Here is a 21,987-nt window from a genome sequence, read left to right on the forward strand (position 1 = left end):
CGCTTAAGAAAGGCTTTCCCCAAGGCTTACAAACTTTTGGCTGCAGACGCTAGCAGGCTTGCCTCCATCAATAGAGCATATCTGCGCTGTATACATGTTTGCCTCGCCTATTATGCCCTGTGCTATTGCTGAGTTGGGATTATTCAATTCCGATATGACATAGCTCCAGTTGTAAGGGTTCGTCCCTCCTGGATTTATTACTTCAGGACTGCTCTCTGCGCCAATCTGCACAGTTTTATTTGCAAAATCGATGAACGGTATGGAGCCATTCACGTCAAAATAATCGATTATTGCAGTCTGGTTTGCAGTTAATGGCTGCAATGTTTTATATGTATTGGTCAATGTTTCTACAGGAACAAAAGAAAAATAGCTGCTATGGTAACTTGAGTTGTAAAAAGTAAAAGTAGCGGTATTTGGAGAGTAATCTGTAGCGCTTGAGGTCATGTAGTGCAGGTCTGAAAAGTTTCCGAAGCGCATGAACGCTATTATCATGCCCCATCTGGTTATTGCGCAAAACGGGCAGTAATCTGCACCTATATATAAGACTTCTGGCTTCCCAGAAGAAGAAAGATTAATTTTTGTATTTGCTGATACTGGATAGTTTGTCGCAGCACCAAGTCCTATCGCATCAGCCAGGCTCATGTTTTTGGATATGTTCTCCAAGCTTGCCATATTCGACTGCGTCACGGCTACGTTATCGAATTTTATGTCAGCGGTCCTTGCTGCACCTGCATAATTGAGGTAAATTGCCAAACCTGCAAGGATTATTATCAGAAAGGCAATCACAGAATAAATTGCCTTTTTATTATTCTTGATTTTACTGGCATCCATTGATTCACTTCTTTATCGCCAATATTGGAAATATCTTTTTAGCGATGTTATTCAGAAGCCCATTTATATATCCCTTTCCCCTGTAAATTATATACGCGACTAAAAGGCTCAATCCTACGCCTGCAAGTATATCAGTGAAATAATGAAGCCCAAGATATACTCTGCCAAAAAGTATTAGCAAAAGCCAAGCGATATAGGCTACTCTAAGGTACTTGTAATCCTTCAAGAATATTGCAAGGCCTGTAAGCACGCTTGCGTGGTTGCTTGGAAAAGAGAATGTGCTTTCACAACTTATGTAATTTATTTTTATTACGTCGTCTAAATAGGGTATGTTGCAAGGTCTTGGTTCTTTAGTGAGTATCTTTATCGTATCAGATATAACATAAAGCAGTATGCCCAGAACCACTAAGGAATAAACGTTCATGTCCTTCTTAAGGAACATGTATATTACCAGAACAGGTATTACGACCAGGAAAGACTTTGCGAGCCAATACATCACAAAGTTCATATAAGGGCTTACAAAAAGCTTTGCAGCCTCGAAAGCCCATATGTTGATACCTATCTTGTATGCCTCAATCAGCAAAACCATAGTATTACCAAACATGAGTTAAATCAAAATGCTGTGTTTTTGTCAAGTCAAGAAAATTCATCATAGTAGAGGACAGCCGAAATCGTCTTTTTGTCTATTATCATATTCGACTTTATCAATCTGCGGACTTCTGATAGCGAATGTTTCTCTATGTAAAGTTTTTCATCCTTATCCTTATTATACCTGCTTTTTTCTAGCCCTGTGGCAACATAGGTGTAGGACAATGTTGTCATAATGCCAGGGTTGATATAGCCCTTAAAAAGGAGGGCCATATGCGCAGCCTTGTAGCCTGTTTCTTCCATGAGCTCGCGCCTTGCAGCGTGCGAAGGGCTTTCACGTTCATCAACATGGCCTGCAGGGAGCTCTAACAGCCACTTCTTCAAAACGGGCCTATAGTGCTTTTCCATTATTACCTTGCCGGAATATAGCGGCAGTATTACAACAACGTCAGGTTCGGCAACTCTGAGCAATTCCTTGTTTGCATGCTTAAAAGTGCTTACTGTGGCTATTTTCCCACGATAAAGTGTTTTCATGCGTTTTGATTTAGGATAAAAGGTTTATAGCAATTGCTATAGGAATAATACTGCATAGAGGGGTTGTGGCGTAACTTGGCAGCGCAGCAGGCTCCAGATATTTAACTTGAAATGAGCCAATAGGCAATGATGATAATCTGGAAAGCAGATATGATATGAAGTAACCTGCTGGTCCGGGTCCAAATCCCGGCAACCCCAACCACAACATAGTCTGCTAGCAAGATAGTAAGCGCAAGCTGGTCAATAGGAGGCGCTCATCATATGCTAATTTTTCTGATTACAAGAAAAAGGGAGAGCACTTACCAATTTATTATCAGAGTAAAGTGTTTGAGGACACAAATTCATATAAGTATATAAAACTTGTTAAAAAATAAAACATGTGGTTTTATGGACAATGAAAGAGTTATAGGATATGTAGACAATCTTACTGCATTCGGCATAATAGCACCGGCAAGAAAAAGCCTGATAATTACTGATAAGCGAGTGCTAATTCTAAATGCAAGTACCATTTCATCCACGGCTGCTTCTGCTGGGTTCGCATACGCCTTTGGTGTCTTTGGCAGAGCCGCAGCTAATAAAATATCCAAGGACGAAATAAGGGAAACGACAGAGAAGCTGGCACAAACCAATCTTGACGATTTGTTAAAGTCAAATGCAGATAATGTTGCACTCAATATCGCAGACATAGAAAGTGTAGAAATAAGCAAAAAGAATATAGCAATAAAAACAAGCCAGAAAACATTTAAGTATGGGCTTTCAAATCCTGATGTCAAAAACAAGAATAGTGACGTATTCGATAGTTATGTACAGGTGCTGCAGGCTGCTTTGGGAAGCAAAGTGGTAGCAAAGTGAATGCATGGGGCATCATTCTCTTCCAAGCTAGGCGAGAAACTCTCTTCTCACCACGAGCCATGAATACTGCGTATCATCACAGACGTGCAATTATTTTCTTTGATCCAAAGGAACGTATGGCAAGTCAAGCTGCCCTGTGTAGTAGTCTAAGGGCCTCAACAGCCTGTTGTCTTGCCAGTATTCAAGCATATGTGCGCACCAGCCAGGCATCCTGCTTGCAGCGAAAAGCGGAGTAAAAAGGGCTTTTGGTATGCCTATGTATGTATACACCGGACCTGAAAAGAAATCGACATTTGGCCAGATTCCCTTGCTCTTGCCAAGCTTGTCAATCATCATTTTTTCTGCCTGAAGCGCTATTGCAGTAAGGGTTTGAACCTCAGGGTTGGAATCATTTTGGATATCCTCAAGATAGGCCTTTATTATCTTGGCCCTGGGGTCATAGGCTTTGTACACCCTGTGGCCGAATCCCATAATCCTCTGCTTGCCTTCAAGAGCCTCGTCTATGTATTTTTCAGTATTCTCGGGTGTGCCTATTGCCTTCATCATCTCCAGCGCTTTTTCATCTGCGCCGCCATGCAGCGGCCCCTTAAGCGCCGATATGCCTGCAGTCACAGCAGAATATATATCGGCCAACGTAGACCCGGCCACAATAGTGCAGAATGTCGAAGCGTTAGAACTATGCTCAGCATGTAATACCATCATCGTGTCAAGCATCTTGGCCTTTTTATCATCGCCTACGCCTGTAAGCATCCTTATTATGTTGGCAGCAACTCCAAGGCCCATGTCTGGTTTTATGTAATTTCCGCCTGCCAAAAACCTACCTATCGTAGCAACAATCGCTGCTGCCTTTCCTATGAGCCCAATGCTCCTCTGGATGTTGGCAGAAGCCTCGTCCTGGTATACTCCATTCTCATATACTGAGAGGGAAGACACAACAGTCCTCAGGATGTCCATAGGCACTGCCCTGCCGGCAAACGATTTTATCATGCCTACAATATCTGCTTCAAGATCCATAGAGCGGATTAACGCAGATTTAAAGTCTTCGAATTCTGCCTTGGTTGGCAGCTTGCCATAAAGCAATAGGTAAGAGACCTCTTCAAAGCACGAATCCTTTGCCAAGCTCTCTATGGTATAGCCCCTATACCATAGCCTGCCGTTAACGCCGTCAACCTTGCATATCCTGCTTTCAGTGAAATATACCCCTTCCAAGCCCTTGTTTATTACTGGTGCAGCTTCAACCAAAGAATCACCAATAGGTAATTGCTCTCAAAACATTTATTTATTACCCCAAATTATGCAGAGCAGGCAAAGCTTCCTTTAGAACATATTATAAAATTTTATACAGAATAAGTATAAGGTGTAAAAATGGCCCAGCAGCATTCAAAAGAATCATTCATCTCAAAATTTAGTACATCTTCAGGCAAGGAGATATCGTATTATTCGCTGCCAGCCCTAAGCAAAGCAGGCATAGGCAATTTGGCAAGGCTGCCATTTTCCATACGCGTTTTGCTAGAGTCGCTGCTCAGGAATGTGGACGGAAAGGCAATAACCATGGATGATGTTGAAGCTCTTGCCAATTGGAACGCCAAGGGGCCTGGTGATAAGGACATTCCATTCAAGGTCTCTAGAATATTAATGCAGGATTTTACTGGAGTTCCTGCGGTTGTTGACCTTGCTGCGATGCGGCAGTACGTGAGCAAAAATTCTGGTTCTGCGGAAGCGATCCAGCCAATAATAAACGTGGATCTGATAATAGACCATTCAGTCCAAGTCGATGCATTCAATGTTGTGGATGCAATATCAATAAACCAGAAAAAGGAAATAGAAAGGAACAAGGAGCGCTACCAATTCCTTAAGTGGGCCTCAAAATCGTTCAGGAATTTTCGCGTATTTCCGCCATCTGCAGGCATATGCCATCAGGTGAACCTGGAATACCTTGCAACATGCGTCTCTTTGAAGGAGGAAAATGGCACGACTTTTGCAATGCCTGATACGCTTGTCGGCACGGATTCTCATACTACCATGATCAACGGCCTTGGGGTGGTCGGCTTTGGCGTTGGCGGCATAGAAGCCGAAGCTGCATTGCTTGGCCAGCCGGTTTCCTTTTCAACTCCAAAGGTAATAGGCGTAAAACTGACGGGCAAGCTCAACGATGGGGTAACAGCAACAGATTTTGCCCTGACGCTTACAAGGATACTAAGGGATTATGGCGTTGTAAACTCTTTTGTAGAGTTTTTTGGCGAAGGCCTTAAAGCACTCTCACTTCCTGACAGAGCAACGCTTTCAAACATGTGCCCCGAATATGGAGCAACTGTGGCAATATTTCCTCCTGACGAAGAGACATTAAGATACATGGAGAGCACCGGAAGGAGCGCCGAGCAGATAGAACTTGTAAGAAAATACTATGAAGCTCAAGATTCATTCGGCATAGACTACGACAAAGTAGTGTATACAGACACGATAAGCGTGGACCTGCATTCGATCATTCCTAGCGTTTCTGGCCCAAGCCAGCCAAAGCAGCAGATACCCCTGCAGGAAATAAGGTCAGAATTTACAAAATATTTCATCAAGGCTGACGGGATTAAGGCCGACGAAAAGATAAGCATGGAAGATTATACGCGCTGGTCATCGGAAAGTGAAGCCCCCGAGAACGGCCCGATAAAAGACATTGTAACAAGCGAGGACAGCATAAAGCACGTGAAGATAAAGTATGAAGACGGCCACGAGGAAATATTGTCTGACGGGGATGTGGTTATATCGTCTATAACTAGTTGCACCAACACAAGCAATCCATCAGTAATGATTGCAGCAGGACTGCTGGCTCGCAATGCATTGGCAAAAGGACTGAAAGTAAATACTAGAAAGGTGAAGACAAGCTTCGGGCCAGGCTCTAGGGTCGTGACAAGATACCTTGAAAAGGCAGACCTGATCAAATACCTGGATAAATTGGGCTACGAGCTCGTAGGCTACGGCTGCATAACATGCATCGGCAACAGCGGTCCGCTGATAGACAAGCAAAGTGAAGCAATAAACAGCCATGGCCTTGCAGTGGCATCTGTCTTGTCTGGCAACAGGAATTTCGAGGCAAGAATACACAGGGATGTAAGAGCCAACTATCTGATGTCGCCGCCGCTGCTTATAGCATTCGGTATAGCAGGGACAGTGCTTAAGGACCTGACAAAGGAGCCGCTAGGCACCGGAAGCGCTGGCAAACCTGTCTACCTAAAGGATATATGGCCATCGAATGAAGAGATTAACGATATAATGCACAAAGTCATAACCGAAGACATGTTTGAAAAGGAATACGGCTCCAATATATACGATGTCAATGCATACTGGAACGACCTTGAAAGCACAAGCGAAAGCATATATGCATGGGATCAGGCCAGCACATACATAAGGCTGCCGCCATTCTTCGACAGCATGGATAGCTCCGCATCAAGTCCCAAAAGCATAAAGGACGCTGCAGTCCTGGCAGTTTTTGGCGATTCTATTTCTACAGACCACATTTCGCCGGCAGGCGCAATAGGCGTAGACAGCCCAGCTGGCAAATACCTCATAGAGCATGGCGTAAAGCCGCAGGATTTCAACACCTACGGTTCAAGGAGGGGCAACCACGAAGTTATGATGCGCGGCACATTTGCAAACAACCGCATAAAGAACCTAATGGTTGGCGGCAAGGAGGGCGGTTATACTATATATTTGCCAGAAGGCAAGGAGATGCCAATATACGATGCCGCAATGAAGTATAAGCAGCTCGGAAAGCCGCTGATAGTCCTGGCATTAAGCGAATACGGCTCAGGGAGCTCAAGGGATTGGGCGGCAAAAGGCCCTATGCTGCTCGGGGTTAAGGCCATAATAGCAAAAAGCTTTGAAAGGATACACAGGAGCAACTTGGTAGGCATGGGCATCATCCCTGTAGAGTTTAAGCAGGGCCAGGATTACAATACATTGAAAATAGACTACACCAAGCCTATTTCGATAGATATATCGGAGAACATGGGTCCTCGCGCCGAGCTGACAATGCATTACACAAGCAAGGAGACAGGGAAAGAAACCACAGCCACGGTCAAAAGCCGCATAGACACGCCGATAGAGCTAGAGTATTATAAGCACGGGGGAATATTGAAATACGTCTTGAAAAACATTTCTGGCAGGTGAACAATTGGACAAGTATTATGACATGATAATAGTGGGTGCAGGCATAACAGGGTCGGCACTTGCATACGTTGCCTCCAGGTATTCCAACATAAAGGACATACTAATACTGGAAAAGTATGGCAAAATAGCCCCGCTAAATTCGGACAGCACCAACAATTCACAGACGCTGCACTTTGGCGATATAGAAACAAATTACACCGTAGAAGAGGCAGCGCATACAAAGGAAGCTGCCGAGCGCGTCATAAGCTATACATCGGCCCTTAGTGCAGCAGAACGAGAAAGGATAATATCACCAGTGCAGAAAATGGTGCTCGGCGTAGGCGACGAAGAGATAGCGCACCTTGGAAAGATATATGATTCAGGCATAAAAAAGCTCTTCCCTGGCTTAAAGGAGATTGGCCTCAAAGGCCTAGAAAAGATTGAGCCGATGGTGATAAAAGGCAGGCCTAAAGAGCAAAAGGTAACTGCATTGCTTTCTGACAAGGGCTTCATGGTGAATTTCGGGCTTCTTGCTAGGTCGTTTTCAGAAAAAGCCATCAAGTCAAAGAGCGCGCGGATTCAAATAAAATTCAATTGTCCTGCAATATCCGTGCACCCTATTGAAGACGGTCACGAAGTCATCACAAGCAAAGGCACTTTTAAAGCGAGATTTGTCGTGTTTGCCGCAGGCACATACAGCCTTTATTTTGCAAAGCATTTGGGCTACGACCAGAACCTGTCAATTCTCTCAGTCGGCGGCGGGTTTTACATAGCGCCAAGAGTATTGCGGGGCAAGGTCTATCGCGTACAGGCGGGCGGGGTTCCTTTTGCTGCCATACACGGAGACCCAGACATAACAAACAAGGCCATAACGCGCTTCGGCCCCACAGTGAGCTTCCCACTTTCCCTAGAGGTAAGGGAACGCGGTTCGACCGTCGATTACCTGCGCACATTCGATTTTGATATACCGACAATTGAAAGCCTTTTCAATATAATTTCGAACAAAGACATAAGGCGAATCATGCGTCGCAACATGATATACCCTCTTCCAATAATAGGCAAGCACTTGTTCATAAAGAATGAGGTGTCGCTAATAGTCCCATCCCTAGATCCAAGCAAGATATATTTCGACAAGAATGTCGGTGGAATAAGGCCGCAAATAATAGACGAAAACAAAAGATTCCTGACACTAGGCGCTTCAAAAATAAGGGGCAATAACATAATGTTCAATATTACTCCATCCCCTGGCGCCACTTCAAGCCTTCAAAGTGCAATAGACGATATAATATACATATCTGAGATTTTGGACAAGAAATTTGACGTACAGAAATGCGAGCGCGAGCTTGGAAAAATAGATTATGAGCATTTGAGGTACAAGATAAGCCAGCATAAGCAGATATAGGCATAATTATGAAGTACCACCTTGCATGCATAGATTGTGGCCGCACATACGAAGCAGATTACAATTCGCAGATATGCAGCAAATGCAGCGGCTTGCTGGAAGTAATATATGACGGGAAGCTTAAGCAGGCAGAATATAAAGGAAGCTTTTGGGACTTCAAAGGCGCGCTCCCTGATTCAAAATACAAAGAAGTATTTGTTGGAAGCACACCTGCAATCAAAAGCGTTTTTACAGGCCTGGACCTTAAGCTTGAGTTTACCAATCCCACTCACTCGTTTAAGGACAGAGGCTCTGTAATAGAGGTCGCAAAAGCCCACGAGTATGGCTTCAAGGAGGTTGTCTGTGCTTCAACTGGCAATATGGCATATTCAATTGCATATTATTCAAAACTCTATGGTATAAAGGCCCGCATATTCATAGGCAAGAGCGCAAACGAAGACAAGATCAAGGATATAAGAAGCGTAGGCGATACAGAGATTACAAAAGTCGATGGCGATTTTACAAAAGCGCAGTCCCTTGCACTGCAATACTCTAAAAGGAATGACGTATTCTTGTGCGGCGACTATTGTTATAGAAAAGAAGGCCAAAAAACCCTGATGTATGAAATAGCTTATTCGCTTAAAGGAATAGAAAACATAATAATCCCTGTAGGGAACGCAACGCTCCTCAGCGCTACATACAAAGCCATAAACGAGCTTGCTGACTCAAAAAAACTGAAGTCAAAGCCAAAGATAATGGCAGTGCAGGCGCAGAAATGCAGCCCGCTTGTTACTGCAATCAAATCAAGGAAGAAGATAAGATATATAGAGCCTAAGACAAAAGCAGATGCCATAGCAGTTGGCTATCCAACCTACGGGTATATGGGAATAGAAGCGATACTGGCGACCAAAGGCGCAGCCATTGCTGTTTCTGAGAAGGAAATGCATGACGAGCAAAAGCTATTCTACAGGGATTATGGAGTGCTTGCAGAACTGGCATCCGTCTCTACGATAGCTGCATACAAAAGGATTATGCCTAGGTTGAAATCAGTCGCTGTTATAACTGGCTCTAACGTCTGAGGGGTTTAAACTTCCGCGGCAGCTGCACCAATTTAAGTTTTAGCCTTTTATCCACGTGGAAAGATATTGGCTCATCCTCGTCTACCTGCACTCCTTCGCTCCCTGACATGCCAAAAAGCATCTGGTTCGCCGACCTTTTTATCTCAGCTTTTACCGTCATTTTTACACCACCAATGTACCTGAGTACCTGCTTTGCCGGAGCTCCATTTATGCTGCAGTAGATCTTTACGGGCAGTATGTGGCATACTCCTATGCCGCTTATCTTTGTCTTACGCCGCCCCATTAGCACGTCTATGTATGAGAAATAGCCAGTGGACCCCAAGGCGGTAGTCACGATAAATCCGTTTGAGATTGCAAATGTCTTGCATACTCTACTAGAGTCCTTTGACACCATCGAATACCTTATTGCTTCCTTTGTGCTTTGCCTTTCAACAAAAAAGTCATAAGCAGTTCTGTATGTCCTTTTTTTGTATTCTGCACAAAGAATAGGCTCTTCGCTGATTCTTATATCATTGGAATTTATAGAGCTTATTATGGCACCGATGTCCTCTACATAGCCCTCGGCGTTATAAGCCACGCTGATGTCCGTAGTGCGCTTTCGTTTTGTAAGGAACAACACCGGTCTGTCAATAAAATCTATTACATTGTCGGAAAAGGTTCCATCTCCGCCAACGAATACCGTCATGTCATAGTTTGATTTTGACACCTTTGCTCCTATTCTTTCAAGCCTGTCTGCAAGCGCTTCGTAACTCTCGTTATAATACTCATCTACAACTAAATTGAGTCTCATAATTTATATTTTTTAACAACATATAAATAAATACTAAACAGAAGGTTCTCATGAACGACGATAGCAACCAAGCTTCGGACAATAAAATGCCTGCATGGATAATTTGCGAAGATCTGCTCGTAAAAATGCGCGAGGAGCTGTTAGAAGAAGCTATGTCTATCCTTGATAAAGAAAGGCAGGCAGGCCATATAGAGGTAAATGGCAAGCCGCTTTCAACAGGGGAATCAGGCAATTATACTGAAGAAGCCCTTTACATCATAAACAACCTGATAGCTGATGCACCAAAATTGCACGAGGAATATGCAAGGTACATTAGTGTGCAATCCGATAAGAAACTGAGCGAGGCAGATGCAAAAAGGTTCAAGGAGCTCAAGGATTTTGTCCTGGCCATAGACGAGCTATCACTGCTTATGGACTACAGCAGAATCCTGAGCGCATGGGCCGAAGAAGTCGCGCATTACGTCAAGGACACAGACCCGGCGGAGATACTGAAGAAGACATCTAACGACCCAGAAGAGCTCAGAAAGGAGGTCCTTAAGCTTTTTATAAGCAACAAAACATTCGCCTCAAAAAGCCCGCTCTCAGAGCACGAGATTAATATAGTGAGTAATGCTTTACTCTAGGTGTTTTACCATAGCGGCAAAAAAGCACGCGGAAAGCGAATATGACATGGCAGAGGCAGCGCGTGAAAGGCGCTTCGGAAAGAATTATAAATGGATCGCCTTATCAAACACCACATTAGGGGCGCTAATGTCTTCGATAAACGGGACCATACTTATAATATCTCTGCCGGCAGTTTTCACTGGCCTGGGCGTCAACCCGCTTGTGCCAAGCAACATAACATTGCTTTTGTGGCTGCTCTTGGGATATATGCTTGTATCTGGGGTAATAGTCGTTTCAATAGGAAGGCTTTCCGACATGTTTGGGAGAGTCAGATTATACAACATAGGGTTTGCAATTTTCACAGTGGGCTCTGTAGCTCTTTACATATCTTCTTTCTACATCACTGGAGTCGCAGGCGCTTTATCACTGATAATATTGCGATTGGTACAGGCTGTCGGCGGCGGCTTCCTATTTGCAAACAGTGTAGCAATACTGACCGACGCATTCCCTGCTACGGAGCGCGGCAAAGCAATAGGCTTCAATCAAATAGCAGGCATAGGCGGAGGGGTTTTGGGCCTTATACTGGGCGGAATACTATCCAGCTTCAATTGGCATTTGATATTCTTGGTAAACGTTCCGATAGGCATAGCAGGAACAATATGGGCATATCTGGCCCTGCACGAGCTTGCTACAATAAAGAAAGGGCAGAAGTTCGACATAGCGGGCAACGTAACATTCGGAGTCGGCCTGACGTTGATACTATTAGGGCTCACATACGGCTTTTTGCCATATGGCACGCATTTAATGGGCTGGACAAGCCCGTATGTATTGGCAGCAATAGTAGTAGGACTCGTAATGCTTATATTATTCTATATCATTGAAAGGGCTGCATCAGATCCGATGTTCCACCTGTCGCTTTTCAAGATCCGTGCCTTCCTGTTCGGCAATTTAAGCTTGCTGCTTGCAGGCATAGCCAGAGGCGGCCTGCAGTTCATGATAATAATATGGCTTCAGGCAATATGGCTGCCATTGCATGGGGTGCCCTTCTCACAGACGCCATTCCGCGCAGCCATACTGATACTTCCGCTCCTGTTCGGTTTCCTTATTTTCGGGCCTATATCTGGGTACCTGTCTGATAAATATGGCGCAAGGCTTTTTTCCACGCTAGGCATGGTCATAAACGGGATTGGCTTTCTATTACTCATTCTGGTTCCTGCCAATTTCAGCTACATATATTTCGGAGCAATAATTGCATTGATAGGCATAGGGCAAGGCTTATTCGCAGCGCCAAACACCACAGCAATAATGAATTCCGTGCCGCCTGAGCAGCGCGGCCGTGCATCTGGCATGCGTGCCACATTTACGAACGTTTCGCTCATATTCAGCATAGCAATATTCTTCACGCTACTTGTAGTCGGCGTATCATCGAGCCTAAGCTCGTCACTTTATGCAGGTTTGATAAGCCAGAGCGTGCCGGCCTCCGAAGCGCTGAGGGTATCATCCCTGCCGCCTACGTCTGCCTTATTTGCAGGGCTTCTTGGCTACAATCCAATGAAGTCATTGATAATGCCTGGCGTCCTTGCCTCAATGCCTGCGGCAAACGCGACATACGTAACGGGCAAAATATTCTTCCCCACGCTGTTATCAAGCCCATTCCATGACGGCCTGAGCCTTGTTTTCATAATAGGTGCCATAATGTCTTTCATAGCTGCGCTAGCTTCTGCATTTAGGGGCAAAAGATACATTTATAGTGGTTCATAATAAATTTATTTGGCTTTATATAAAATGCAATTAATGCGTGTTGAAGATGCAGCCGAATCTTTATGACTCGATAGAGAAGATTATAGCCGGTAGATGGATATCAGGCCAAAGAATAGAGGACGTGATACACGACTCCAAGCACTTCAATTCCATAGGCATAGGCACTGTAATAAACTACCTCGGGGAAGAGCTTACTGACAGCTCTGCAATTGCAAACACGATAAACACTTATAAGAAGCTCATGCGTTATGTAAAAAACTACAAGCTAGACGCACAGCTTTCAATAAAACCTACGCAGATAGGCCTTTCGATAGACGAGAACACTGCAATGGAAAATTACGCTGCACTTGTTAATGAAGCCAAGCAAAGCAACATATTTATTTGGCTTGACATGGAAGCAGAGTCAACGGTAAGCAGCACAATAAGCATGTACATGTCACAGGTCCAGTCAGGCATGGTGGGCATATGCCTGCAGGCATACCTAAAGCGCACTGAGGATGACATACTCAAAATAACAAAAAACGGCGGGATAATAAGGCTTGTCAAGGGCGCCTATGCAGCAAGCAAAAACAGGGCATTTTCATCATGGGAAAGCACTACCAGGAATTACCTTAAACTGCTTAAGCTATTGTATGAAAATTCCACCACATTTACCGTTGCAACGCACGACATGAATATGGTAAAGGCATCCACGGAGCTAAATAAAGAATTCAACAGGAATGTAACATATGCCATGCTAAAGGGGATAAGGAACAGGCTACTCGCCCAGATGGCCAAGGATGGCTTCAAAACAGCTGTTTATCTGCCCTTCGGTGAGCAGTGGATCCCGTATTCGTACAGAAGGCTTAAAGAAGCTGGACATTTAAAACTTATAATGAGGTCATTTCTTGAAAGACAGGGTGTATGACGCATGGAAAATCCAATAGATGCAGAGAAGCGTGCAATAACCGCAAAAAAAGAGGAGAACTTTTCGGAATGGTATACGCAGGTTGTAATAAATTCCGAGTTCGTTGACTACAGCGCCGTTTCTGGATGCATAGTTTTCAGGCCATCAAGCTATTTTGCATGGAATGAAATCCGCAAAAACGTTGGTGACAAATTTCAAAAAGCAGGCATAAAAGATGCATACTTTCCGATGCTTATACCTGAAAGGTTTTTAGACAAGGAAAAGGAGCACGTGGAGGGATTTTCTCCAGAGGTGGCGTGGGTAACGCAAACTGGCAATTCAACGCTAAGCGAAAGACTTGCAATAAGACCCACATCGGAGACGATAATGTATGACAGCTTTGCGAAATGGATCAGATCTTGGCGTGATTTGCCGCTCAGGCTTAACCAATGGAATACGGTTATACGCTGGGAATTTAAGCACCCGACTCCATTGCTCAGAAGCAGGGAATTCATGTGGAATGAAGGCCACACTGTATTTGCAACTGAGAACGAGGCAAACGCCGAAAGGGATGTCATACTTGGCATATACGCAGATGTTATAAAGAACTACCTTGCCATACCAGGCATACCTGGCAGGAAAACTGATTATGAAAAGTTTGCTGGCGCAGTTGCAAGCTACAGCATTGAGCACATGGTTCCGGACGGCCACGCCATACAGGGCCCAGATTTCCATAATGACGGTCAAAATTTTGCAAAGGCATTTGAAATATCATACATAGACAAGAACAACCAAAGAGTATATGCATACCAAAATACATTTGCAATAAGCACAAGGGAGCTTGGCGTTGTAGTAATGACACACAGCGACAACAAAGGGCTTGTCCTGCCCCCACGTATTGCGTTGATACAGATCGTAATAATACCCATATACAAGGACGAGAATAAGGAAGCGGTAATGGCTTATGCTAAAAAGGTCGAGGAAGCCTTGTCAGGCAGATTCAGAGTATACATGGATGACAGAGATGACTACTCAGTGGGGTGGAAGTTCAACGAATGGGAATTAAAAGGCGTCCCGTTGAGGATAGAAATAGGCCAGAAGGAAGCAAGCAGCAATCAAGTTACTGCTACTGTAAGGCATACCGGCAAAAAATACATAATAAAGCAGGAAAATTTGCCAGATAAGTGCGCCGAGATTTTAGACGTAATGCATAATGAGCTATACGAAGCTGCAGCCCATTTCATGGAGACGCATATCAAGGAGGTTGAAGATTACGAAGGCCTGAAAAATGCAATAGCAAATGGGAATTTTGCACAGGCAAAATGGTGCGGCAAAACGGAGTGCGAAATAAAAATAAAGGAGGAAACAGGCGCCAAATCCACAAACATGCCATTCGACAAGCAGGGTTCGATAAGTGGCAATTGCGTTTATTGCGGGTCCAAAGCAAAGTACGTTGTAAATTTTGCCAAATCATATTAAATTTTGCCGCCTAAAGAGCTATGGCTTAGCTAGTCCCGTCGTCTAGTGGCCAAGGACGCAGGGCTTTGGACCCTGCTACGTCGGTTCGAATCCGGCCGGGACTAAAGCATTGTTATATTAGAAATCCTAAAACCTGCGCAGGCTTGCGATTAAATGATAGAATGGTACTACCTTGTAGCTATATCCTCGGCAATAATGGGCGTTTCCACAATAGTTGAGAAATATGCTCTAAAGACGCAGCACGCGACATCTTTCAGCGCAAGTTTTTCAATACTCATAGCTGGCATATCGCTAATATTTTTGCTATTTGCAAAATTTAACATAAGCGTGTACAACATTGGAATAATATACGCGCTTAGCTTGGTTTCATCTTCTACCTATCTTCTTACTGCGCGCATATACAAGCATAGCAACATAAGCGTATCAACTCCGCTCTTCAGTTCACTTCCACAGATGTTTGTCGTAATAATGGCATTTATATTCCTAAAGGAAAGGCTGAGCATATTGCAGTATATTTCGCTCGCAGCCCTGATAGCGCTGGCTTACCTGCTCCTGTTTTCAGGCAAAAAACTTAAATCCAAGACATTCGAATCAAAAAAATACGTGTATCTGCTTTTAATGACGACATTCTTAGTGGCGGTAGGCGGAATCATAATGAAGTACCTTTTGAACATAGGGGTAAACGTCTTTGAGATGTTTATACTGCTGCAGATATTCATAGCCCTGAACATGTCTACATACATAACACTAAAATATGGCGGCATAAGGGAGGAAATATCTAATATAAAAAACAATTGGCCTGCGCTGCTGTCTGTGGCTTTGCTTACAGCAGGATACAGAATTACCTACTATATCTCCCTAAACCTTGCTTATATAAGCCTGGCCTCACCGCTTAGGAACAGCATTTCAGTAATGATAACAGTGCTGATTGGCGGGCTATTGTTCAAGGAGGGCAACATATACAGAAAGCTTTTAATAGCAATTGCAATGGTATTTATTGTCTATGTGCTTGTGGCAAATTAAAAATATTGGGAAGCGGATTTGATGACAGAAAAGATATACCTAACCGACTCGTATATCAAGGAATTTGATGCCAAAATAGTAGAAGTAAGGGAAAACGGTGTGATTTTGGACAGGACAGCATTTTATCCTACCGGTGGCGGCCAGCCATGCGATACAGGCGCATTAAGGCTTGATAGCGGAAGCACTTACAATGTGACTGAAACTGCCAAAGCTGGCGACGAAGTAATCCACATACTAAGCAGCGTAAGTGGGCTAAGCAATGGCATGTCAGTCCATGGGGCAATAGACTGGAGCAAGAGGTACATGCACATGCGGCTTCATACAATGCTGCACATAATCGATGGTGTGGTCTATAAGGATTATAAAGGCAGCATAACTGGAGGCCAGATCTACGATGACAAAGCAAGGATGGATTTTGACGTGCCTGGCATGACAAAAGAAACAGTAATGGAAATAATATCTGCAGCGCAAAAAATAATAGACGAAAACCATAAAGTGACTCCAAAGGTCTTTTCAAAGGAGGAGGCCCAATCAATAAAGGGTCTTGCAAGGACCGCCCCAGGGGAAGCGCTGTTGCAAACCCTAGATTCTATAAGAGTCATAGACATAGAAGGCTTTGACTTTCAGTCTGACGGCGGAACACACGTTGCAAATACAAAAGAAGTTGGCAAAATAATATTTAGGAAATATGAAAACAAAGGCTCGCACAACAAGCGGGTTGAATGCTCGCTGGAATGATAATCAGAGCTTATCTGTTACTGCATCAGAATTCTTATGCTCGTAAACGAATACAGCGTGCTTCAGCGCTTTAAGCGATATGCTTGCACATTTCGCGCGGGCAGGGCCAGGGTCGATGCCTATCAGGTTGACTATGTCCTCAAATCCCATGCGCTCTATTTCTGACAAGCTTTTGCCTTTCACCAGATCGGTAAGCTTGCTTGCAGTTCCCACGCTTATTGCGCAGCCGTTTCCTTCAAAAGAAATGTCGCCTATCTTTCCATCATTTACTTTTATGTATACTGTAATGTCATCGCCGCATATCGGATTGTATTCATGCGATTCGGAATCGCTATGGCTTAGTCTCCTCTTATTATGCGGATGTTCGTAATTTGCAATCAGGTCTTCAGCATACATATCCAATCCCAAGAGATCACCTAACCTTGAATATTTTTTTGACTTTATCTATAGCATTGAATGCAACGTCTATATCCTTTTCATCATTGTATATATAAAAGCTCATCCTGGCCACGGCACTCTGCTTCAATTTTTGTGTAACAAGCGGCATGGCGCAGTGGTGCCCTGCCCTTATTGCAACGCCCTCACTGTCAAATATGCTTGCTATGTCGTGCGGATGCACTCCATCGATTACGAACGATATGACCCCGCCGCGCTCCTCAATATCATTAAGTCCAGGCCCAAAAGTCTCCACTGATTTTGTTTCCTCAAATTTTTCAAGGGCATATTTTGTAAGCTTCTTCTCATGCTCTGCTATATTATTCATGCCTAAGGACTGCAGGTATTCAATGGCTGCTGAGAGCGCTATCCCACCTTCAATATTCGGGGTTCCAGCCTCAAACTTCCAAGGGAGCTCATTCCATGTGCATGAATAATATTCCACGGTCCTTATCATATCGCCTCCACCGATTACTGGGGGCATATCCTCCAATACGGACTTTTTAGCATATAATGCACCTATGCCTGTTGGCGCAAGCATCTTATGGCCTGACAATGCAAAGAAATCGCAGTCAATATCTGTGACATCGACTGGCATATGTGGAGCCGACTGCGCGCCATCAATCAGTACAAGTGCGCCTGCCTTGTGCGCCTTGCGGCTTATTGCCCTCACATCATTTACTGTGCCCAAAACATTAGATACGTGTGTAACAGCAACGATTTTTGGATGCTTCTCGAGCTGTTCCGAAAGGCTTTCTAGGCTGAGCTTTCCACTGTCGTCAACTTTTGCATAATCCAGAATTGCCCCTTTTCTCCTGGCCAACAGAATCCACGGCACCATGTTGCTGTGATGCTCCATTTCTGAAATGAGTATGTGGTCTCCTTTTTGTATGTTTTTTTCTCCCCATGAAAGGGCAACAAGGTTTATTGCTTCAGTAGTATTCCTGACGTATACAATGTTTTCGATTCCGCCAGCTCCTATAAGCTTTGCAAGGGCAACCTTTGAGTTTTCGTATTCTTCGGTGGCACGCTCTGCTATAGAATAAATGCCTCTATGTATGTTGGCATTATAACTGCTGTAAAACTCTACGATCTTGTCTATCACCTGTTTTGGCTTCTGCGATGTTGCGGCGCTATCCAGGTATACAAGCCGCTTGCCGTTTATCGTCTTTAAGAATATTGGGAAATCCATTTTTATTTTATCAGGATCAATTTTTGGCATTATATCATTCCATCGAGTCGTATCCATTTTTTTCTATGCGTTCTATTATTTCGTGCCCTCCGCTCGTTATTATCCTGCCTGCGTTCATTATGTGAACAAACTCTGGCTCCATATACTGGAGAATCCTGCTATAATGTGTTATAACAAGCATGCCTGGGTGTGTTTTTTGGGCGATGCTGTTTATATTCTTGGCAACCACTTTTATAGCATCGACATCCAATCCGGAATCAGGCTCGTCCAATATCGCCATTTTGGGCTTTAGAAGTGCCATCTGCAGGACTTCTGCCTTTTTCTTTTCGCCTCCGGAAAAGCCTTTATTCAAAGACCTGCCTACAATGTTCTTGTCAAAATTCAGCGATTCGGCATAAGCCTTAATCTCATCCATGAAATATTTCGTGTTTATCGTGCTATCGTTTAGCGACTCTACGGCAGAACGTATAAAATTAACAAAACCAACACCGTCTATTTCTGCAGGATTCTGAAAGAGCATGAAAAGCCCTGCTTTGGCCCTTTTGTCAGGGCTTAGCCCGAGGATTGAGCTCCCGTCTATGGCAATGTCCCCTCCTGTAATCTTTATTGCAGGATGGCCCATTATCGCTTTTGCAAGCGTTGTTTTCCCAGAGCCATTAGGGCCCATCAGAACATGGAATTCTCCACTGTTTATCTTTAAATTCACGCCATTTAGTATGCCTTTGCCTCCTATCTCCGCCTTGAGATTCTTCACTTCCAGTAGCACATTATCACCTATCTTATCATTATCGAGCATTCGTTTGCCTCCCCTCGTGGGCATAGCCGGCAAACAACTTTCTGGGCTTTATAGCTGTCATTAAGCATTATGCTCCTGACAAAATCATTTATGTCCTTATCAGAAACCTTGCCTTCGTTTGAAATGAAATTTTTTGGGTTGCTTATATACTTGCTTACTTCTGCCTGTGAAATGCCAAGCATACTAGCAATTTTGGTCTGTGTCATGTTGTATTTGTGAAACAGCACATCGGCGGCCCTGGATTTTATCTCAGGCAGAAATTTCCTTAAAACATAATCATAATCGCTCATCATACCCTCCTCTAAAACCATATCCCCCCAATTTTAAGTTTGTCCATGGTCCCGATCTGCCTGCCTACGAGCCTTTGCTTGACAAGGCCCATGGCTATAATCTTAGCCTCGGGGTTTTCAATCTTCTTAAGCGTTTCAAATACAAGCCCGCTGGCTATGAGGAATTTTGCAGATTGCGTATCTATGCCGCGGCTTTGAAGATAAAATGATTCATCATCAGAAATCGGAGACGTGGAGCTTGAATGGGATGCCTTTACATAATTCTCATCTATCGACATGTCAGGCATGAGTATTATGCGTGCGTCCTTATCGTATATGATGCCACGTTCAATTATTCTTGATTCTGAACCCTCGGCTCCCTTTTCCATTTTTGCCAGGCTTTTCACAATGCCGTAAGAGTTATCTGCCAAAACTGCCTTTGCATCGTAATAACATACATTTTTCTTGGCAGCATTGACGAGATGCGCAAATATGTCGAATTTCTGCTCCCCCGTGCCAAGAACGACTTCGTTTACTTCGGTTTTTGATCCTTCGCCCGCATTGTCCAAATAGAGCCTTTGCCTTGAGATGCTTCCGCCGGTATAAAATCCGTTATAGTTTATTATTGAATTGTCTGCAGCGCTTATGTACCTGACTCCAAATGTGTTCGTATGTCCTGGCTCATTATGCACTTCATTCAGTTCCAATTTTGCACCATTCCCAACCTTTATCTCCGCGATAGTGCCGCTTGATGACTTCTTTTCAGCATTCCTTGAGAAATAAAATTCGTTTATTGTTGAAACAGAATTATCCTCAACAGTTATCTTAATCTTGGTGGGAGCGCTTTGTTGCCCGTAATCACAGAACAGTATGTTCAACGGTCTTTCCGTTCCGCGCATGTCAATATCCAAAACATCCTTCACATAAGAGTCAGCAAACGACCAGAATTTATCATAAAATTTGCCGATTTGCAGTTTGCCGTCGCCTTCAATCCGCGCACTCCTATTTTCTATTATCGGCACACCGTTTCCTATAACGATATCAAACCTTATTCCCAAGGCATCCTGTATTGCAGCACGCTCATTTGCTTCATGGCCTATGCTTCCATCATGCCCAGCAAATCCATCAAGCGGGAATTTTATAAAATACTTACTGTACAAAGGATTGCTCTCGTCAGGCAGGCTATCATATTCCTGGATGGTATTATTGCCGGTTGCGTCTTCTTTGTACATGAGAATCAAGCTATCGAATTAGTTGTATCGAGCTTTATCAGCCTTTTAAGCTCAAGCGAGTATTCCAATGGCAAAACCTTTACCAATGGCTCTATGAAACCAAGAACGGCAGTGGCGATGGCGTCGTCTTCCTTCAATCCCCTAGACATAAGATAAAAAAGCTCATCCTCGCCCAATCTGCCAACAGTGGCTTCATGGCTGACAAAAGCATCGCTTGCATACACTTCGTTGTAGGGGTATGTATTGGTTTTTGCGTCTTTATCAAGCAGAAGCGCATCGCACTTGACGCTGGATTTTGAGCTTGTTGCCCGCTTGTCTATATGGACAAGGCCCCTGTACGAAGCAACGCCACTTCCCTTTGATACGCTTTTTGATATTATCTGAGAAGTCGTATTCGGAGCTAAGTGATAAGCCTTGCCTCCGGAATCCTGCGTTTGTCCTTCTCCTGCAACTGCTATTGACAATATATCCCCCTTAGCGCCGCTCTCTTTAAGGTAAACGCTGGGGTACTTCATGTTTACCTTGCTGCCTATGTTGGCGTCAATCCACTCAACGTGCCCATTTTCGTAAACGTATGCACGCTGAGTTACTAGGTTATAAACGTTCTTTGACCAATTCTGCACAGTTACATACCTTATGTGCGCGTTTTTATGGGCCACAAGCTCTACCACTGCCGCATGCAATGAGGAGCTTATGTACACCGGCGCAGTGCAACCCTCTATGTATACAACTTCGCTGCCTTCGTCTGCTATTATGAGCGTTCTTTCAAACTGCCCTGCTTTCTCGCCGTTGATTCTGAAATATGCCTGCAGCGGCATGGAAAGCTTCACGCCTTTAGGCACGTATATGAAAGAGCCGCCAGACCACACTGCAGTATTAAGCGCAGCATACTTGTTGTCGGTAGGAGGTATGATCGTGCCAAAGTATTTCTTTACTATTTCAGGGTATTTTTTAACTGCATTGTCCATATCGGTAAAAAGGACACCCTGCTTCTCCAGCTCCTCCTTTACGTGGTGGTAAACTACCTCAGAATCAAACTGTGCTTCTGCACCTGCAAAGAACTTCCTTTCAGCCTCAGGGACGCCTAACTTATCGAATGTTTCTTTTATGTCCTTAGGTACATTATCCCAATTGTTGCTGTTTTTTGCCTTTGGCTTAAGATAATAATAAATGTCATCGTAATCTATCGCGCTAAGATCCGGTCCCCAATTCGGCACAGGCTTTGATACGAAGATCCTGTAAGCTTGCAGCCTTTTCTGAAGCATCCAGTCTGGCTCATTTTTTGATTTCGATATCTTCGTTATGCTTTCTTCGGAAATGCCCTTTACGACCGACTCGTAGTCATCCTTGGTCTTAAAACCATACATCTTAAGGTATT

General features: G+C 44.0%; 21 protein-coding genes and 2 tRNA genes. 12 read left to right on the top strand and 11 right to left on the bottom strand.

The window, feature by feature from the left end; translation table 11 throughout:
• Positions 1-3: 3 nt before the first annotated feature.
• The 3 genes from M1125_03640 to M1125_03650 are packed head-to-tail and all read right to left on the bottom strand — an operon-like array spanning position 4 to position 1,953.
• Positions 4-831, bottom strand: coding sequence for a DUF929 domain-containing protein (locus tag M1125_03640; GenBank protein MCL5404899.1), 828 nt, complete (start codon positions 829-831; stop codon positions 4-6).
• A 4-nt stretch (positions 832-835) separates the two neighbouring features.
• The gene (locus M1125_03645) at positions 836-1,420 is read right to left on the bottom strand and encodes a phosphatase PAP2 family protein (GenBank protein ID MCL5404900.1); all 585 of its coding nucleotides are present in this window, start codon (positions 1,418-1,420) and stop codon (positions 836-838) included.
• 47 nt (positions 1,421-1,467) lie between these two features.
• Entirely contained in the window at positions 1,468-1,953 is a 486-nt protein-coding gene (locus M1125_03650; protein ID MCL5404901.1) for an NUDIX hydrolase, read from the bottom strand.
• Between the two features lie 59 nt (positions 1,954-2,012).
• Between M1125_03650 and M1125_03655 the strand changes: the two genes are divergently transcribed.
• Positions 2,013-2,151 (top strand) — tRNA-Trp (locus tag M1125_03655).
• A 189-nt stretch (positions 2,152-2,340) separates the two neighbouring features.
• Positions 2,341-2,805, top strand: a complete 465-nt coding sequence (locus tag M1125_03660) for a hypothetical protein (protein ID MCL5404902.1) — start codon at positions 2,341-2,343, stop codon at positions 2,803-2,805.
• A 90-nt stretch (positions 2,806-2,895) separates the two neighbouring features.
• On the opposite strand, the gene M1125_03665 is transcribed toward M1125_03660, so the two are convergent.
• Positions 2,896-4,047: a citrate/2-methylcitrate synthase gene (locus M1125_03665; GenBank protein MCL5404903.1), complete on the bottom strand. Its 1,152-nt coding sequence runs from the start codon at positions 4,045-4,047 to the stop codon at positions 2,896-2,898.
• Between the two features lie 123 nt (positions 4,048-4,170).
• On the opposite strand from M1125_03665, the gene acnA reads away from it, so the two are divergent.
• Genes acnA through M1125_03680 form a run of 3 tightly spaced genes read left to right on the top strand, consistent with a single transcriptional unit; the run spans position 4,171 to position 9,405 of the window.
• A complete protein-coding gene (gene acnA / locus M1125_03670) occupies positions 4,171-6,966 on the top strand; it encodes an aconitate hydratase AcnA (protein MCL5404904.1) in 2,796 nt (931 codons plus the stop codon).
• Between the two features lie 4 nt (positions 6,967-6,970).
• Positions 6,971-8,347: an FAD-dependent oxidoreductase gene (locus tag M1125_03675; GenBank protein MCL5404905.1), complete on the top strand. Its 1,377-nt coding sequence runs from the start codon at positions 6,971-6,973 to the stop codon at positions 8,345-8,347.
• Positions 8,348-8,355: 8 nt separating this feature from the next.
• Entirely contained in the window at positions 8,356-9,405 is a 1,050-nt protein-coding gene (locus M1125_03680; GenBank protein MCL5404906.1) for a pyridoxal-phosphate dependent enzyme, read from the top strand.
• Here M1125_03680 and M1125_03685 read toward each other — a convergent pair.
• A complete protein-coding gene (locus M1125_03685) occupies positions 9,395-10,195 on the bottom strand; it encodes a hypothetical protein (protein ID MCL5404907.1) in 801 nt (266 codons plus the stop codon). The two genes, M1125_03680 and M1125_03685, sit on opposite strands and share 11 nt — an antisense overlap.
• Before the next feature lie 50 nt (positions 10,196-10,245).
• On the opposite strand from M1125_03685, the gene M1125_03690 reads away from it, so the two are divergent.
• The 7 genes from M1125_03690 (at position 10,246) to M1125_03720 (ending at position 16,685) form a co-directional block, all read left to right on the top strand.
• Positions 10,246-10,818, top strand: a complete 573-nt coding sequence (locus M1125_03690; protein MCL5404908.1) for a hypothetical protein — start codon at positions 10,246-10,248, stop codon at positions 10,816-10,818.
• Positions 10,805-12,559 carry an MFS transporter gene (locus M1125_03695; GenBank protein ID MCL5404909.1) on the top strand — a complete coding sequence of 585 codons (1,755 nt, stop codon included), beginning with the start codon at positions 10,805-10,807 and terminating at the stop codon, positions 12,557-12,559. Before M1125_03690 ends, M1125_03695 begins: the two co-directional genes overlap by 14 nt.
• Positions 12,560-12,605: 46 nt before the next feature.
• Positions 12,606-13,466: a proline dehydrogenase family protein gene (locus M1125_03700; GenBank protein ID MCL5404910.1), complete on the top strand. Its 861-nt coding sequence runs from the start codon at positions 12,606-12,608 to the stop codon at positions 13,464-13,466.
• A gap of 3 nt (positions 13,467-13,469) precedes the next feature.
• Positions 13,470-14,924, top strand: coding sequence for a proline--tRNA ligase (gene proS, locus M1125_03705; protein MCL5404911.1), 1,455 nt, complete (start codon positions 13,470-13,472; stop codon positions 14,922-14,924).
• A 31-nt stretch (positions 14,925-14,955) separates the two neighbouring features.
• Positions 14,956-15,028 (top strand) — tRNA-Gln (locus M1125_03710).
• Between the two features lie 49 nt (positions 15,029-15,077).
• Positions 15,078-15,947, top strand: a complete 870-nt coding sequence (locus M1125_03715) for an EamA family transporter (GenBank protein ID MCL5404912.1) — start codon at positions 15,078-15,080, stop codon at positions 15,945-15,947.
• Positions 15,948-15,968: 21 nt separating this feature from the next.
• Positions 15,969-16,685 carry an alanyl-tRNA editing protein gene (locus M1125_03720; GenBank protein ID MCL5404913.1) on the top strand — a complete coding sequence of 239 codons (717 nt, stop codon included), beginning with the start codon at positions 15,969-15,971 and terminating at the stop codon, positions 16,683-16,685.
• Positions 16,686-16,688: 3 nt separating this feature from the next.
• Here the strand turns inward: M1125_03720 and M1125_03725 are convergent, their stop codons facing one another.
• The 6 genes from M1125_03725 to sufB are packed head-to-tail and all read right to left on the bottom strand — an operon-like array spanning position 16,689 to position 21,976.
• Positions 16,689-17,093: an iron-sulfur cluster assembly scaffold protein gene (locus M1125_03725; protein MCL5404914.1), complete on the bottom strand. Its 405-nt coding sequence runs from the start codon at positions 17,091-17,093 to the stop codon at positions 16,689-16,691.
• Between the two features lie 4 nt (positions 17,094-17,097).
• Positions 17,098-18,333, bottom strand: coding sequence for a cysteine desulfurase (locus M1125_03730; protein ID MCL5404915.1), 1,236 nt, complete (start codon positions 18,331-18,333; stop codon positions 17,098-17,100).
• Between the two features lie 13 nt (positions 18,334-18,346).
• Positions 18,347-19,108, bottom strand: a complete 762-nt coding sequence (gene sufC / locus M1125_03735; GenBank protein ID MCL5404916.1) for a Fe-S cluster assembly ATPase SufC — start codon at positions 19,106-19,108, stop codon at positions 18,347-18,349.
• On the bottom strand, positions 19,087-19,398 hold the full coding sequence (locus M1125_03740; GenBank protein ID MCL5404917.1) for a hypothetical protein: 312 nt from the start codon (positions 19,396-19,398) through the stop codon (positions 19,087-19,089). Before M1125_03740 ends, sufC begins: the two co-directional genes overlap by 22 nt.
• A gap of 11 nt (positions 19,399-19,409) precedes the next feature.
• Complete coding sequence (locus tag M1125_03745) at positions 19,410-20,609, bottom strand: SufD family Fe-S cluster assembly protein (GenBank protein MCL5404918.1); 1,200 nt, start codon at positions 20,607-20,609, stop codon at positions 19,410-19,412.
• Between the two features lie 5 nt (positions 20,610-20,614).
• Positions 20,615-21,976 carry a Fe-S cluster assembly protein SufB gene (gene sufB / locus M1125_03750; GenBank protein ID MCL5404919.1) on the bottom strand — a complete coding sequence of 454 codons (1,362 nt, stop codon included), beginning with the start codon at positions 21,974-21,976 and terminating at the stop codon, positions 20,615-20,617.
• Between the last annotated feature and the right edge of the window lie 11 nt (positions 21,977-21,987).

The sequence above is a fragment of the Candidatus Marsarchaeota archaeon genome (genome assembly GCA_023485295.1).
Lineage (GTDB): Archaea > Micrarchaeota > Micrarchaeia > Micrarchaeales > Micrarchaeaceae > Micrarchaeum_A.